Genomic DNA, 15,081 nt, shown 5'->3' with positions numbered 1-15,081 from the left:
CCGTTAAAAGTCCGATATAAACGCATTTATTAAATTCATCGCTTCCCTCGCTGCATTAATCTTTGTGATAGAAAAATTATTGGCCTCGTCCATGGATTCATAACGTTTGGCAACAAATTCACAAGACTTCTTAAACTGCTCAGCTGCCAAAGTATCGCTCTCAGTAATTATCTTTAGTTTCTTTGGAGCAAAAGCTGCCGACAGATCCTGCAGGTCATAATTAGGCAAGGCACCGGCAACGGTAAATGGCATATGGGCAGGGTTATAGTTTTTGTCAGAAACAACGGATTGGAAGGAAAGCAATGGGTCCAAAAACAACATACCTTTAAAATCTACCCCTAAAACTGCAGCGTGCAACAGGCTGGAATTAAACCCCCCTTTGGATATCCCCATAATTTCTTTATCGTCTAATTTCAAATCCGTTTTACAAACTTGCAACAGTGTTTCTATCGCTTCCACATGAATGGCAACCGTACTTTTACCGTTCAAAATACCTGCAAACCATTGATTGTAAGAGGTATTTTCAAAGTAAGCATCCCCTTTTAAATACCCAGGCCCCAATTCACCATAGCCGGGTAAGTCAGGCACAATTACGGTAACACCTTTTTGAGCCATTTGTATGGGGATGGCATAGGCTTCGCTGGACTCCTTGTCCTTCATATTATCCAAATAAAGTACTGAGCCGCCCATAGGATGTTTGGGTACGAAGGTTATAAACGGAATTATTTTATCCCCTTCTTCCTTAATAAGATATTTATTAAGAAAATAGGCCTCAAATTCTGTTTGACCGGAAAATATCAATTTTGCTTTCTTGGCTGTCTCTGTATAACCCGAAATTGCTTTTACTTTTTGTTTTAAATTTATTAAATGTTGGTTCAAATTCTGCCGACCCTCATTCAATAGAACCAAATTTTTCTTGGTCCGATCGCTATTCAAGTGGAACAAAAATTTGCTCCCTACCGAAGTTGAAAGTTGACCGGTTTCCGTAACATACAATTCTTCCACAGGAAAAATAACTACTTCCTCATCCTTGGAATTTCCTGGATTATCCAAATGCTTTTGAAAAAAAGCATACATGGCTTCCCTATTATTTAGGGTAGATTGATGCCCAGCATTGTCCTCTACCATCAACAAATTTCCTTCTTTGCCCAATGCTTTGTAGGCCCTTTTTGTTTCCTCATAGGTATCCCGAGCCCCTTGAATACTAAAAATGTCTCGGGTTGTAGTGATCATAAGTGTTGGTTTGGGAGCCCTCACCTGCAAAAGATCAGCATGGTCCAAACCAAGTTGGATACCCTTGGGGAAATTCTGTTCCGCATCCTGTGGCCCTCCAGATTTCAATTGATATTCCATGGTGGTTATATAACATTCCGGTGCCGAAGCTTTAATGCGCCCATCAAAGGCCGCAATGTGGGATGACTGGGTTCCACCACCAGACCTACCGGTAATACCAATACGTTCGGGATCCACTTCCTTGCGGGTAAGCAAGTAATCTACTGCCCTTATGCCGTCCCATATCATGTACTTGGCCGTGGAGGATCCATTTATAAAAAGCTGTGCCCCGGGATAGGAATGCTCACGTGTTGGACTAAAGCGTGACTTGCCCAGGTGTTGATCAAAATACTGTAATCTTTCCCCTTGTCCGTAAGGATCAAAAGCAAAGACGGCAAAGCCCTTTTTAACAAGGTTGAGGATTACATGCTGATAGATATCACTTCTAAATGCCAAATCGCTATGCCCACTGCAATAAATAATAGTTGGCAGATTCTTCCTTTTCCCATGGGGAATAAAAAAGGCGGCAGTGACCTTGACCCCCGGTATGGATTCGAAATACAATTTTTCTACGCTATACCCATCCTTTTTAATCCTTTTGGTAATTATAGGGTTCAAGGGTGTCCTTTCCGGAAAATCCCCTATGGACTCCTGTAGTCTCCCTTTCACCCAGCCTTGTCTCCCCTCCCAATCTGTCTTCGTATGGAGCTTGGATATGGATTCTTTTCGTTTGGCAAGACTTTGAAACGATATTTCAGCTTGTTGTTTGTAAAGTTGATTTTCTGCATCGGAATAATACTTCCAAAAATCCAAGACCGAATAATTGGTTTGGGACCAAGCATTACTGGGGTTTAATAAAAATATTAGAATTATTCCAAGGGTAAGGGCTTTAGGTTTAATCATTTTGAACATAATGGGATTTTTGGATAATATTTGAGAAAAATCAGTTCCAAGATAGATATTTAATCGTTTAAACTATAAAAATTAGCCATATTTACAAATCAAAACAGTGGGTTTAGGCCTCTTCTATTGAAATTAAAAATACATACCTTGATTTTATTTTTATTTAAGGTGAGGGTAAACCATAAAAAACTAAAAAATTGATAATAACTAAATTCATTTTGTTTTGGACACACCAAGTCAATTCTTAAAAACATTTTTAATAGCCTACCTCTTACTTAATTCAATCTTGGGTTGGGGGCAGCAGGTAGCCAATGTACCCCAAGCTTTTGATGCAATAAGTTTGGAACCGGAAGTGATCCTTATCAACAACCGAATTAAAGTGCCTCACCGCAATGGTCATTTTCAGGGGGTGCAACACATAATTAAAAACGGAGCTGAAAAACTGCTTGTTTCTGGGAGTTCCCGATCCAAGGCCTATGTTTTGCAAATAGATCTTAACTCACGTACATCAGAATCCCTAATTCCTTTAATGAAAGATCCTTTCCGGCATGCTGGGGGAATCCAGGTAAGCGAACCGTATTTAATTGTCGGCATAGAGGATAATATTATAAAGACCACTTCACGAGTATGCCTTTATAATTACCAAAACAATGAATTGACCAACGCCCTGCCCAGTGTTACCATAGGCCGGGAAGGCGAACCCAAACGGCAAACCGCCGGTGCATCGGGATTATTGGCCATTGAGGATGGATTCTTATCGATAGTGGCCAATTGGGACTCCCGCAACTGGGACTTCTACCATATAAAACCTAAAAGTGGGAAACAGCAATTACTGTATAGTTTTACTGCGCCCACAGAATGGGGAGGCTATCAGGCCATTAACCTTCTCAAGGATCATACATCCATCTACGCCTTGGGTTTTTATAAAAAAGGTTCCCTAGCAACGGCCGATCTGATCCTTGTAAGCAAACGTGGACCTTTTGAACCCATTATGGAAAAAGTGGATACCAAATCCTTTAATTGTAAGAATGGGGCCGATTTTAATTCGGCGGTAGGTTTGCAGGTAAACAGTAAGGGGAAATTGGTTATCTGGAGTACCCAAGCAGATCCTGCCAAGAAAATTACCATAAACAAATTTAGTCAACCCTAATCGCATGTTAAAAGTCATCAATCCATTCTCACTAATACTCTTATTTATTTGTATTGCACAACAGCTTACCGCCCAACAAAATTGGAAAAGTATAAGCACTGCAGAAGATCTTATCACCGCCTATCCCGAGACGATCGAAAATATGCTGAATCAATTCAATTTAGAGTATACGGGGCTCGAAAAGGTGAAACTTGCTTATAGCACTGGTAATAATCTGGAAGCGTGCAAGGAATTATTGGCCTATTATAAAAAGGGTACCATGGCCTCCGATCTTCGCAAGGAAATCCCAACAACAACTGCACAGCAGGTAGCCGCAGCCGATACCATTCTGACCAATGTTTTTGTAATACAGAATGTACGGGGAAAAGTCCCCTATCTGGAAGATGGACATCGCGATTGGTACTACAAAGGCCCCAATAATGACAAGGAATGGGCTTGGCTTTCCAATAGGCATAGTCAATTGAACAGGGTGCTTCACACTTATTTGGAAACCGGCAACCCCAAATACGCCCAATATATAGACCTGTTTTTAAAAGATTTTATCATCATGGGCATGCCCTACCCGGGAATAAAAAGTAACACTTCCATATGGCGGGGATTGGAGGTTGCGGCCCGAGCCAAAGTGTGGACAAAAATATTTTTTGGATTAATAAACAGTGAATATATTTCCCCTGCCACACAATTACTGTTGCTCAGTAGCTTACCAGACCATGCCCATTACAACAGAAATTTCCACAGTAGTAATAATTGGCTCACCATGGAAATTTCCTCATTGGCAACTGTAGCCGCCTATTTTCCGGAATACAGAAAATCAGAAGAATGGCTGGACTATGCCATTGAAACTATGGTGAAAAGCATGAAAGATCAGGTGTATGCCGATGGGGTACAGACTGAACTAAGTTCGCATTACCACAACGTATCCTTAAACAGTTTTGAACTTTTCAAGGAAATCTGCGAAAAGGCAGATAGGAAGTTGCCCGATTTCTACGAACGTACTATTGAGGCAATGTACGGATATATTGCCCATATGGTAAGACCCAGTGGCTATAGAATAATGAACAATGACGGTGATAGGGGAAGTGATAAAAACCTTATATTAAAGGGAGCTCAAAAATTTGGCCATAAAGATTGGGAATACATCGTTACCAATGGAGAAACAGGTAGACAACCAGAGGACGGTCCCTCCTATTTTTATCCCTGGGCAGGGCATTTTGTTTCCAGAAGTGGCTTCGACCAAGATGCCCATTGGTCTTTCTTTGATATGGGACCTTGGGGCAGTGGCCATCAACACAATGACAAACTCCATCTTTCCATTTCGGCCTATGGCAGAGATTTTCTGGTAGACTCGGGAAGATTTGCCTATACCGGGGAGGTAGCGGAGAAATTCCGTTCCTATGCCAAGGGCAGTGCCGGGCATAACTTGATTTTAATAGATGGTAAAGGACAAACCAACGGGCCTAAAATTGCCCAAGAACCCTTAGCGGATAGTCACTTTAAAATAACGGAGGATTTTGATTACGCTTCAAATTCCTTTGATCAATTTCAAGATATGGCAGGAAAGGCAAAACATACCAGGGCATTGTTCTATGTTCGTAACGAATTCTGGGTAGTGGTGGATCGGGTTGAAACAGACAGGCCCCGTACCATTGAAGCCCTTTGGCATTGGCATCCTGATAATAAGGTGGAAAAAGAAAAATTGATAGTGAAAACTGCCAACGACAGGGGCAATCTCGCAATTATCCCTGTAGGCAGGCAAAAAATTAATCCAAGTTTTATCAAAGGGCAGGAAACCCCAGAAATACAAGGTTGGTATAGTCCCGAATACAATATCTATGGTCCCAATACCACCAGTTCGTATTCTACCAATATTGGTTCCGATGCCACTTTCGTATGGTTGATTTTGCCTTCAGAAAAAGCTATGCCGAAAATTAAGGCGAAAATTAAAGCGGAAAATACAGAGGGGATTACCCTTAGTGTATCTGCAAAGGATATCAAATGGCTGCTATACATTCCTTTTTATGAAAGTAAAGATGCAGCAATGGTAAAATCCCACTAGAATAATCCAGTCTTCGTAAATTCACATAATCGCCAATTGAAATACCGGACATTTCGGACAAAGTACAGATGGGTTTTAAAGATTTCCTATATTGGGCAGATATAATCCAACATTATTGTAAGCAACATACTCAACAAATGGGCAAACGCAGAAAGTATATTATAGGGATCGGAATTACCATATTCTTAGTCGTAGGATATTTTATAGCGGACAGTATACTATTCAGTGGTGTAAAGGCGAGAGCTATAAATGAAAATGGTTTTCAGGCAAATTATTTTGCAAAAACCGATACCAATAAAAAAGTATCAATAGTTTTGATAGGTGGAGGACCATGGGGAGATTATTGGGGTCAACTATTTGCCAATAAGGGATATAGTGGCCTATCATTACCCTATATTCAAAGAGAGGGTTTACCCCAGTTACCTGAAGAAATCAATTTGGAATACTTTGAAAAAGCTTTGGCATGGTTAAAAGTACAACCAGAAGTTGATCCAACTAAAATAATTGTGATGGGAGCATCTAGAAATGCGGAATTGGCATTAGTACTTGCTTCCATATTCCCCGAATCCATTAGCGGAGTTGTTGCCTACGCACCAAGCGCTGTCACCTGGTCAAATACAGTTTTACCATACAATTCCAACGAATTGAAATCGAGTTGGAAATATAAGGGGGTTGATATTCCATACGTCCCTATGGATAAAATCACAGGCAAACAATTGAATCGTATTAACATGCTGGAATATTGGAAAAAGGGGTTGCAAAAAACAGATTTCATAGAACAAGCGGCAATCAAAGTAGAAAAGACCAATGGACCTGTTCTACTTTTTTCTGGACGTGATGATCAGGTTTGGCCATCATCCATAATGGCAGATATGATAGAAAAAAGATTGCAGGCCCATAGTTTTAAATACTCTTTTCAGAATATAAAATATGAAAACGCCGGACACTTAATTTCTAGTAATCCCGATGACAATACCAGTTATAGCACTGGAACAATTAATATTGGTGGAAAAAATTATGAATATGAATTTGGCGGAAATGATGATGGGGATTTTAAAGCTAAACGAGACGCCAAAATAAAATTGATGGAATTTTTGGAAAAAATTTAAATGTTGCCAATAAAACCTATGAAGCAATGCAGGCCTGGGTTTCTATTCCTAATTTTGTCCAAATTTCGGAGATCTCAAAATCGGAAAGGTTTTGTTTTCTGATTTGCGGAAAGCAAAGGATAGTTTGCTCTCCTACTTCTAATAACACAACAATTGTGCTCTATGTTGGGAAAACGTTATAATGATTTATAAAATGGAGATATTTGATGGAACTTGGTTAAAGATTAAAAAAGGGTCAGATTATTGTCCGCCTGAATTTATTGAATTTGAGAACAATCAAATTATTCACTTTAGGTTAGAGAAAAAAAGCGTAGGCGGATTATCGAAAAAAGTACATGAAAGGATTGAAAATTTTTCTGAAACCAAATATGTGTTTATTAATGAAAATCGGATAAGAATATTCAGAATGGGAAAAACCCATACAGTTATTAGCGAAACAGAATCGCTTATAGAAGATACCGAATTTGCTACGGATTACGAAAGAATAAGACCTACAAAAACAGAATTGACCGCAAAGAAAATTCAGGCACTCGAATTCGAAGCTGAATGGAATGATGAAAAAATCCCCTTCGTGTTTAATAAGATTTTGGATAATCCGACAATAAATAAAATTAACAAAAGACTTAATATAGAGGGTCGGAAATTAGTGTTGGAAAAACTTCAGGGAACATATTTTGCTTCGATGTATGAAAATGGCGAAAGAAGTACACTTATCGGAATTAAGGAAATTGACGAGGAAAAAGCAATTCTTTTTGGTTTTCCTGAAACACCCTATCAAATAACAGCAAAATGATTAAAAATATTAGACACAACAAGGCGTAAATTATATCCGAATTACTAACGTCAAATACCAGACTGAAAGTTCATGTATAGAAACCCTTAACCCACGGTTATACGAGATTGTTGTTGAACCTTTTTTGAAGGGAATTACGAATAGACAAAACAAAAACAAAGAACTTGTAATCTATTCCAGGATCCAGTATGACCCTAAAAATAACAGGATTTACAAAGTATTGGGTACCTTATCATTTCTGATAACCGCTTCTTAAACTAAAATTAGCTACTTAAAACCTGTAACGCATGGTTCTAGGAGACTGTTGTACTTAATTGCCAAAATAGATTGTATTAAATCTGAATTGGATTTGAAAATATTGTATTAAGTCACATCTTTGCGCCTCTTATGAAGAAAACCACCCTATTTATTTTAGCATTATCCGGAATATTCGCCAGCGCACAGGAACTGGATTGTACAGACTTTACAAATGGTACCTTTTTGGTCCACACAAGCGGGGCCGCCCCAGTAACATGGAGATTGGTCAGGGAAGGGAATTACCAAATGGAAAATAAGGTAGAAATTCCGAGAAACGAACAGGGTTCGACTGCTCCTAAAATTGAACAATCCAAAATTGAATGGATAAATGACTGTACTTTTCGCCTAACCTATGACGAATCCAAATCAGAACTTACAGTGGCCCAAAAATATATTAATCAAATTAATGGTATTTTGATGGAAGTAATAAACATAGAGGGGAATTGTTTTACCTATAAATCTACCATGACCGTTAATGGTAAAAATGTAGTAAGGGAAGGAAAAATGTACAAACAATAATATACGGTTCAAAATACCATTAAATATAAACCAAGATCTTGGAATATAAAGGATATTGGATTTTCAAAGGACACTCTTCATATCATTATCCCACAAATTAATTCCAAAAAAATAGTTTTCGTACATTTAATCGGGAAGGGTCACATGATGAATATAATTCAGCTCAGAAATCAACCACCCTAAACAATTCAATAATCAATTTTAAATGAACAAAACCATGCAGATTTCGTCCCAACAAATGCAGGATGTACTTTACAAACTGTTCCTAAAATATAGATTCCCCCAGGAAAAGGCTCATTTACTGGCCCAAACCTATACCGAGAGTACGCTGGCAGGGGTAAATTCACACGGAATTAATCGCGTTCCCCTTTTTCTGGAATATGTGGAAAACGGTTCCGTTAAGATTGATGCCGAAGCTGAAAAAGTGGAATCTTTTGGAAGTATCGAACGGTGGGACGGGAATTATGGCCCGGGTATCATTAATGCTACCAAGTGTACCCACCGGGCTGTGGAACTGGCAAAAACACAAGGCATGGGTCTTGTAGCCTTACGCAACACCAATCACTGGATGCGCGGCGGCACCTATGGAAAACTGGCTGCGGACGCCGGTTGCATTTCCATCCTATTTACCAATACACAGCCCAATATGCCGCCTTGGGGCGGTAAGGACAGCCGAATTGGCAATAACCCGTTCATTGTATCCATTCCACGCAAGGGGGGAAATGTAATACTGGATATGGCCATTTCCCAGTTCGCTTTCGGAAAGATCAACGACTATAAACTAAGGGGTAAAAAACTTCCCTTCCCAGGGGGATGGGATGCCAATGACGAGCTTTCCAACGATCCAGAGAAAATTACGATAAAGGAACGCGGCCTGCCCATTGGCTATTGGAAAGGTTCGGCCCTATCCATAATTTTGGATATGTTGGCCACCTTATTGTCCGCCGGGAATTCTACCTATAAAGTAGGGCAAAAGAACTTTGAAACAGGAATATCCCAGGTATACCTCTGCATATACCAAGAGGTTTTTAAAGACAAGGCACTTCAGGAAAAACTATTAAATGAAATTATTAATTATACCCAGGACGTGGAACCCATGCAGGCCGGAGATAAAATTTATTATCCAGGGGAAAGGAGTGCCCTTACCAGAGAAGAAAATCTAAAGAACGGGATGCCTGTTAGCGATAGTGTTTGGGAAAAGATTATGGCCCTGGCCGAATCATAAAAAAGTAGCACTTATATATACTTAACAAGTAATGAAAAAATCAACCATAACGGAGATCAGGGAACGTTTCGACAAGGATGTGGAGCGTTTCTCCAATTTGGACACCGGGCAACTTACCACCATCGACGCAAAAATTTCCTTGGAGCTGATAACCGAAGCAGCCAAGAGAATTGCCCCCAATGCCGAGCAATTATTGGACATTGGGTGTGGGGCAGGAAACTATTCCCTAAAAATGCTCTCCAAGCTTCCCAATCTGGAATGTACCTTGGTAGATCTTAGTGGGGCAATGTTGGACAAGGCCTTGGAAAGGGTATCTGAACAGACCAATAAAAAGGTGCATTTAGTAAAGGGAGATGTCAGGGAGGTTTCCTTAAAGCAAAACCATTTCGATATCATTTTGGCAGGGGCCGTGCTTCACCATTTAAGGGACGACCAAGATTGGGAAACAACCTTTAGGAAGATATATGACCTGCTAAAACCGGGAGGTTGCTTAATGATTTCGGACCTGGTTACGCAAGACAGCGAAATACTAAATGAATATACCTGGGAAAGATATGGGGACTATTTGGAGGAATTGGGCGGAAAGGACTATAGAAAAAAGGTGTTGGATTATGTGGACAAAGAGGATTCCCCCAGATCTATGACGTACCAGATGGAGCTTATGAAAAAGCTAGGCTTTAGCAAGGTGGAAATACTGCACAAGAATATGTGCTTTGGAGCCTTTGGGGGTATAAAATAAGAATTCTACCCATTATTATTGAACAAGACACAGCAATTCCGGGTAGATCCGTATGCTTATTAATGATAATGAAGCTATAATATTATGAAGGAAGTTGTAAATTAATTCTCTAAATTCAAGGATATGGCCACTAACCTCAAACTCCGATGTATAACACTATTCCTTATTTCCACGCTCGGATTGGTATCCTGTGGGCCATCTTTCACTAAAACCATAGAGATCAGGGGTGTTTATGGGAATCCAAACCCCCTATGGGACAAAGGGTATAAATTGGACGACCTTGGGGTTAATGCCATATTTGTCCACAGCGGGTCCGTTAACGAGGACATGATCATCCGCGCAAGGGCCGAAGGGGCCAAGGTATATGCCGAATTTGCCACTTTAAACGGCAAAGGTTATGTGGATACCCATCCAGAGGCCTGGGCCCTAAATGAAAAGGGAGAAAGAGTAGAGGCCGCTACTTGGTTCATGGGTGCCTGCCCTACCGAACCCGGATTTAGAAAATACCGTTTCGATCAGCTGCGCGACTTACTTTTAGAGTATGATCTGGATGGGGTGTGGATGGACTATGTCCACTGGCACGCCCAATTTGAAGACCCGGAACCCGTTTTGCCTGAAACATGTTTTTGCAGACATTGTCTTAGCAGTTTTTCAAAGGATAGCAATGTGCATTTGCCGGATATTTCCACTCCCGAAATAGCGAAATATATTCTTGACAACCATGATTCGGAATGGCGAAAATGGCGTTGCCAAATTATTTATGACTGGACTGCCAACATTAAGGACATTATGGCCGAAATTAAACCCAATGCCCTTCTGGGACTTTATCATTGTCCTTGGAAGGACGAAGAATTTAATGGCGCTAGGCAACGTATCCTTGGTTTGGATTACGATCTATTGAAGAAAACCATTGATGTTTTTTCACCAATGGTCTACCACCAAAGAATGGGAAGAAAACCCAATTGGGTACGCGAAAATATTGAATGGTTTAGCAAAAAAATAGATTCCAGGGAGGATGGTTTCCCCAAAATATGGCCCATAGTCCAAGCCTACAATGAACCTGGCATAGTTACCAATAAAGCCTTTGAAACGGCACTACGTGGTGGACTAGCTGGGAAGTCGACCGGCGTTATGATGTTTACCACCCATGCCATAGCAGAGGATGAAGGTAAAACAGAAGTGATGAAAAAAGTGTACAACGAATATCGGGAAATTCCTTTAAAATAAATTGTCCAGCCCCACCGATACCGAAAGCAACTCATAGAGGAAGCTACTTAAACAGCAGTAAAATACTTATATTTAATTGGTAAACTTTTAAAATATAGCCTCCAATCCATGGCATTCAAGGCTCCCACAGGAATAACTTTCAAACTTTTATGACGAACAATCAGGAATGGAGGATACATTTATTATTAACAAATAATTAACATTTTTTCATAAGGTTGTTAAAATTTCCTACATTTGAGGAAATTATTGAGTCAAATCCAACCTTTTTACGCGTCTGTTCGTAAGCATATAAGCCAAAGAATCAAACTTATCCATTAACGTCGTTGTAATATTGAAATAGTTCGTGTGGGTTCCATATGTTCTTGCAAAGAAATAGCCTATTTATGAATACCAACAAAAAACTAATCAACGAAGACGATTATAAGGAGGAACAAATCCTTAAAATGTTCGATGGTATTACCATTGGCTATGCGTTATGTGAAATGGTTTATGACCAAGACCTTACACCTATTGATTACCGATTTTTAAGGATCAACAAAGGTTTCCAAGAACAAACCGGACTAGAAATAACAACTACTATAGGGCGGACCATTAAAGAAATTTTTCCTGATATTGAATTGATATGGATAGAAAGGTTTGCGCTCTTGGCGTCAAATCAAGTACCCATACATTTTACAGAATACAACCACAACACCAATAAATTTTATGATATATATGGATTCTCGCAGGTAAAAGGTAAATTCTCCATTTTAATTAGTGATATAACCGAGCAAAAGAAGACCGAAATTAAATTTTTGGACAGTCAAAGCCTCTTGTCCGTTATCTTTAACAATACCCGAGATCTTCAATTGTTGGTAGAGTATCAAGGTAATCATAGTTTTAAAGTAGTTGCTGTAAATAACTCCTATCTGGACAAAGGCAAACAATTCGGGATACATGTCACCAAAGAAGACCTGATCGGGAAAACGCTGGAAGTGGTTTGCAAGGATTACATTTATCTTGAACCCGACGTGGTTAAAAACACCATAAATAATTATAAAAAGGTAATAGATTCCAATCAACAAATAAAATTTGTTGAGTCAGTCTCCATCGAAAATTTCCCCTACCATGCAGAAGTAACCTTGACCCCCATAATCAATTCTGAGAATGGAAAAAAATATGTTTTTTATAATTCACATGACATTACCAAAGAAACGGAATCTATCCGCTTGCTAAAAGATAGTGAAGAGCGGTTTGCTTTGGCCGTGAAGGCATCGAATGCCGGTATATGGGATTGGAAGGTGCTCGAAAGCGATAAGTTATGGGTTTCCGATAGGTTGTACGAGATATTGGGCTATCAGCCCAGGGAAGTGGAAGCCCGATTCTCCAATTGGAAAGATTGGATACACCCCAATGATTCCAAACGTGTTATGAAGGTTCTAAAAAATCATTTAGAAAACAACGTTTCTTATCAGTTGGAATTTCGAATAAGAAAAAAGACTGGTGACTATGCGTGGATTTTTACCAGAGGGGCATCCGTTTTAAATGAACACGGAAAACCAATCCGTATTGCAGGTTCAGTTTCCGATAGAACAGAAAGAAAAAAGGTTCAAATATCGTTAAAGCTGAAGTCTAGAGAAATTGAAGCTAAGAATCAAAAGCTTTATCAAGCCAATCAGGAACTACTTAAAACAAAGGAAAGGGCGGAGGAAAGTGACCGTTTAAAGTCTGCATTCCTCGCCAATATGAGCCACGAAATAAGAACACCTATGAATGGTATTCTTGGTTTTTCCAGATTGTTAAAAGATCCAGGCCTTTCGGGGGATGAACAAAACAATTACATTAAAATTATAGAAAGGGCAGGTGATCGTATGCTCAATATAATTAATGACATTATTAGTATTTCCAAAATAGAATCCGGTGAAAGGAATATTTCTTATACCGATACCGACATTTACAATCAGGTGGATTTTGTTTGTAACCTACTAAAACCTGAAGCAGAAAACAAAAACATAGGTCTTTATATAGATAAACAATTCTCCAAAAAAAATATAGTCATTAGAACCGATGGAGAAAAACTATTTGCCATTCTTACGAATCTGGTCAAAAATGCTATAAAATATACGCAGCAGGGAGAAATTACAATAGGGTATTCTCAAAAGGAGGAATTTTTGGAGTTCTTTGTAAAGGACACGGGAATTGGAATTGCGGAAGATCGGCAGGATGTGATTTTTGAACGCTTTATACAAGCAGATGTTCAGAACGTTATGGCCAAGCAGGGAGCTGGATTGGGTCTGTCCATTTCAAAGGCTTTTTTAGACATGCTTGGAGGAAAAATATGGCTGGAAAGCAAAGAGGGAATTGGTAGCACATTTTATTTTGCCATTCCCTATCAACCTGGTACTGAAGAGTTGGAGGTAAAGGAAAAAACCATTGCACCAGTTGATGAAGAATTTGAAATAAATAAAATTAAAACTTTGATAGCCGAGGATGACAAAATATCCGCAATGCTGATTTCCAAGGAAATGGATAAGTACAGTAAAAAAGTTATTAAAGCACAGAACGGACTGGAAGCTGTGGAAATGTTTCAAGAAAACCCGGATACCGACTTAATTTTGATGGACATCCAAATGCCCGTAATGAATGGATATATTGCTACCCAGGAAATTAGGAAAATCAATAAGGATGTTATCATTATCGCCCAGAGTGCATTTGCACTTTCCGGGGATAAGGATAAAGCTTTGGTTGCTGGTTGTAATGATTATTTAACAAAACCGATCAACAGGGCCGAACTGCTTACATTGCTCCAAAAATATTTTAAAAAATGATATTGAAATATAGTGGGTTTTTACTTTAAAATTGAAAACTAGAAGTAAAGAAACATTATAATCTTTCCAAAAAATGGCCAAAAATATAGAAGAATGAAAGTGAATGCCATAGTATGCCAAGGTCATGGAGTTGCCTCTGGGAAGGCCAAAGACCCCCGCTATCCTGAGGGAACCTTAAAAGCCCAATACAAATATTTCTTACAAAAAAGCCTGAACCTAAATCAATACTTTCCAGGGACTATCAATTTAGACATTGCTCCGTATACCTTTAAAATAAAAAAACCAAAATATTTTCTTGAGAATGTAAACTGGTCCGACTATATCCCTCCTGAGAATTTTTACTTTTTTGATGCATCCCTTCAATTTAATGAAACTACCTATAAGGGGTTGATTTATATGCCAGATCCTACCACCAAAGCAGAACATTTTCAAAACCCGACTATACTGGAGCTTCTGCTTCCAAAGATTGAGGGATTAAAATATGGGGACCTTGTTATGGTCGAGGTCTTTGATGCTCAAATGGAATTGATTGATGGTCTATCCTAAATGAATTGGACCAATCCCTACTACTTACGCGTGGATATCGCTAATGCCGCAGTTATCTCCCGCCAGGACCAATGGATTTTCCCTTTATTTTAAGAACTATTGTTTTATCATATTGAAAAAACATCTGCATTTTTAATGCGTTCCCTGGCATAAACATTAGGTGATTTTCCAAGATAATAAGGTTCCGGAATAGGGCGTCAAAGGAGTGATGCTCTCGCCAGGGAAGGTAAAAATTTATTTCAACCCTAGGATACGGCTCAGTGGTATTATGAGTGAATCGAAATAAAATTATTTTGGAAGGAACAATAATAAAAGCTTACCAGTTCTCAATAAAAAAAGCTATCCCTATTTAAATTGAACAAACGATAGAACAGCTGCACAAAATCGCCCGGCAATGAACCTTCCATTTCGTCTTCACCTGTCTGCCGGAAGGTGTGC

Annotated in this window: 11 protein-coding genes; 10 read left to right on the top strand and 1 reads right to left on the bottom strand. The window is 39.2% G+C overall.

Translation table 11 applies throughout. From position 1 onward, the window contains the following. Positions 1 to 3: 3 nt before the first annotated feature. Positions 4 to 2,184: a S9 family peptidase gene (locus tag C7972_RS14510; protein WP_110356894.1), complete on the bottom strand. Its 2,181-nt coding sequence runs from the start codon at positions 2,182 to 2,184 to the stop codon at positions 4 to 6. 214 nt (positions 2,185 to 2,398) lie between these two features. Here C7972_RS14510 and C7972_RS14505 point away from each other — a divergent pair, with 214 nt between their 5' ends. From C7972_RS14505 to C7972_RS14455, 10 genes are all read left to right on the top strand, one after another. Beyond that, positions 2,399 to 3,325 carry a hypothetical protein gene (locus tag C7972_RS14505; RefSeq protein ID WP_146216330.1) on the top strand — a complete coding sequence of 309 codons (927 nt, stop codon included), beginning with the start codon at positions 2,399 to 2,401 and terminating at the stop codon, positions 3,323 to 3,325. A 4-nt stretch (positions 3,326 to 3,329) separates the two neighbouring features. Beyond that, positions 3,330 to 5,381, top strand: coding sequence for an alginate lyase family protein (locus C7972_RS14500; protein WP_110356892.1), 2,052 nt, complete (start codon positions 3,330 to 3,332; stop codon positions 5,379 to 5,381). Positions 5,382 to 5,518: 137 nt separating this feature from the next. Then, positions 5,519 to 6,490, top strand: coding sequence for an acyl-CoA thioester hydrolase/BAAT C-terminal domain-containing protein (locus C7972_RS14495; RefSeq protein ID WP_220020912.1), 972 nt, complete (start codon positions 5,519 to 5,521; stop codon positions 6,488 to 6,490). A gap of 193 nt (positions 6,491 to 6,683) precedes the next feature. After that, positions 6,684 to 7,283, top strand: coding sequence for a hypothetical protein (locus tag C7972_RS14485; RefSeq protein ID WP_146216329.1), 600 nt, complete (start codon positions 6,684 to 6,686; stop codon positions 7,281 to 7,283). Positions 7,284 to 7,670: 387 nt separating this feature from the next. After that, positions 7,671 to 8,099 carry a hypothetical protein gene (locus tag C7972_RS14480; protein ID WP_110356888.1) on the top strand — a complete coding sequence of 143 codons (429 nt, stop codon included), beginning with the start codon at positions 7,671 to 7,673 and terminating at the stop codon, positions 8,097 to 8,099. Positions 8,100 to 8,304: 205 nt separating this feature from the next. Beyond that, positions 8,305 to 9,324, top strand: a complete 1,020-nt coding sequence (gene yiaK / locus C7972_RS14475; RefSeq protein WP_220020911.1) for a 3-dehydro-L-gulonate 2-dehydrogenase — start codon at positions 8,305 to 8,307, stop codon at positions 9,322 to 9,324. 31 nt (positions 9,325 to 9,355) lie between these two features. Beyond that, entirely contained in the window at positions 9,356 to 10,063 is a 708-nt protein-coding gene (locus tag C7972_RS14470) for a class I SAM-dependent methyltransferase (RefSeq protein ID WP_110356887.1), read from the top strand. Positions 10,064 to 10,186: 123 nt separating this feature from the next. Continuing rightward, entirely contained in the window at positions 10,187 to 11,290 is a 1,104-nt protein-coding gene (locus C7972_RS14465; protein WP_110356886.1) for a hypothetical protein, read from the top strand. A 383-nt stretch (positions 11,291 to 11,673) separates the two neighbouring features. After that, a complete protein-coding gene (locus C7972_RS14460) occupies positions 11,674 to 14,097 on the top strand; it encodes an ATP-binding protein (protein ID WP_181422900.1) in 2,424 nt (807 codons plus the stop codon). 93 nt (positions 14,098 to 14,190) lie between these two features. Continuing rightward, positions 14,191 to 14,643 carry a hypothetical protein gene (locus C7972_RS14455; RefSeq protein WP_110356884.1) on the top strand — a complete coding sequence of 151 codons (453 nt, stop codon included), beginning with the start codon at positions 14,191 to 14,193 and terminating at the stop codon, positions 14,641 to 14,643. Positions 14,644 to 15,081: the final 438 nt, after the last annotated feature.

It is taken from the genome of Arenibacter sp. ARW7G5Y1, assembly GCF_003201775.1.
Classification (GTDB): domain Bacteria; phylum Bacteroidota; class Bacteroidia; order Flavobacteriales; family Flavobacteriaceae; genus Arenibacter.
The sequence above is the reverse complement of the archived record's forward strand: the minus strand, read 5'-3'. Positions and strand labels throughout refer to the sequence as shown.

Bases quoted from the DNA above. Each gene is read 5' to 3' on its own strand.
- C7972_RS14510 (WP_110356894.1), bottom strand. From the start codon at position 2,184: ATGTTCAAAATGATTAAACCTAAAGCCCTTACCCTTGGAATAATTCTA.
- C7972_RS14500 (WP_110356892.1), top strand. From the start codon at position 3,330: ATGTTAAAAGTCATCAATCCATTCTCACTAATACTCTTATTTATTTGT.
- C7972_RS14495 (WP_220020912.1), top strand. From the start codon at position 5,519: ATGGGCAAACGCAGAAAGTATATTATAGGGATCGGAATTACCATATTC.
- C7972_RS14485 (WP_146216329.1), top strand. From the start codon at position 6,684: ATGGAGATATTTGATGGAACTTGGTTAAAGATTAAAAAAGGGTCAGAT.
- C7972_RS14480 (WP_110356888.1), top strand. From the start codon at position 7,671: ATGAAGAAAACCACCCTATTTATTTTAGCATTATCCGGAATATTCGCC.
- yiaK (WP_220020911.1), top strand. From the start codon at position 8,305: ATGAACAAAACCATGCAGATTTCGTCCCAACAAATGCAGGATGTACTT.
- C7972_RS14470 (WP_110356887.1), top strand. From the start codon at position 9,356: ATGAAAAAATCAACCATAACGGAGATCAGGGAACGTTTCGACAAGGAT.
- C7972_RS14465 (WP_110356886.1), top strand. From the start codon at position 10,187: ATGGCCACTAACCTCAAACTCCGATGTATAACACTATTCCTTATTTCC.
- C7972_RS14460 (WP_181422900.1), top strand. From the start codon at position 11,674: ATGAATACCAACAAAAAACTAATCAACGAAGACGATTATAAGGAGGAA.
- C7972_RS14455 (WP_110356884.1), top strand. From the start codon at position 14,191: ATGAAAGTGAATGCCATAGTATGCCAAGGTCATGGAGTTGCCTCTGGG.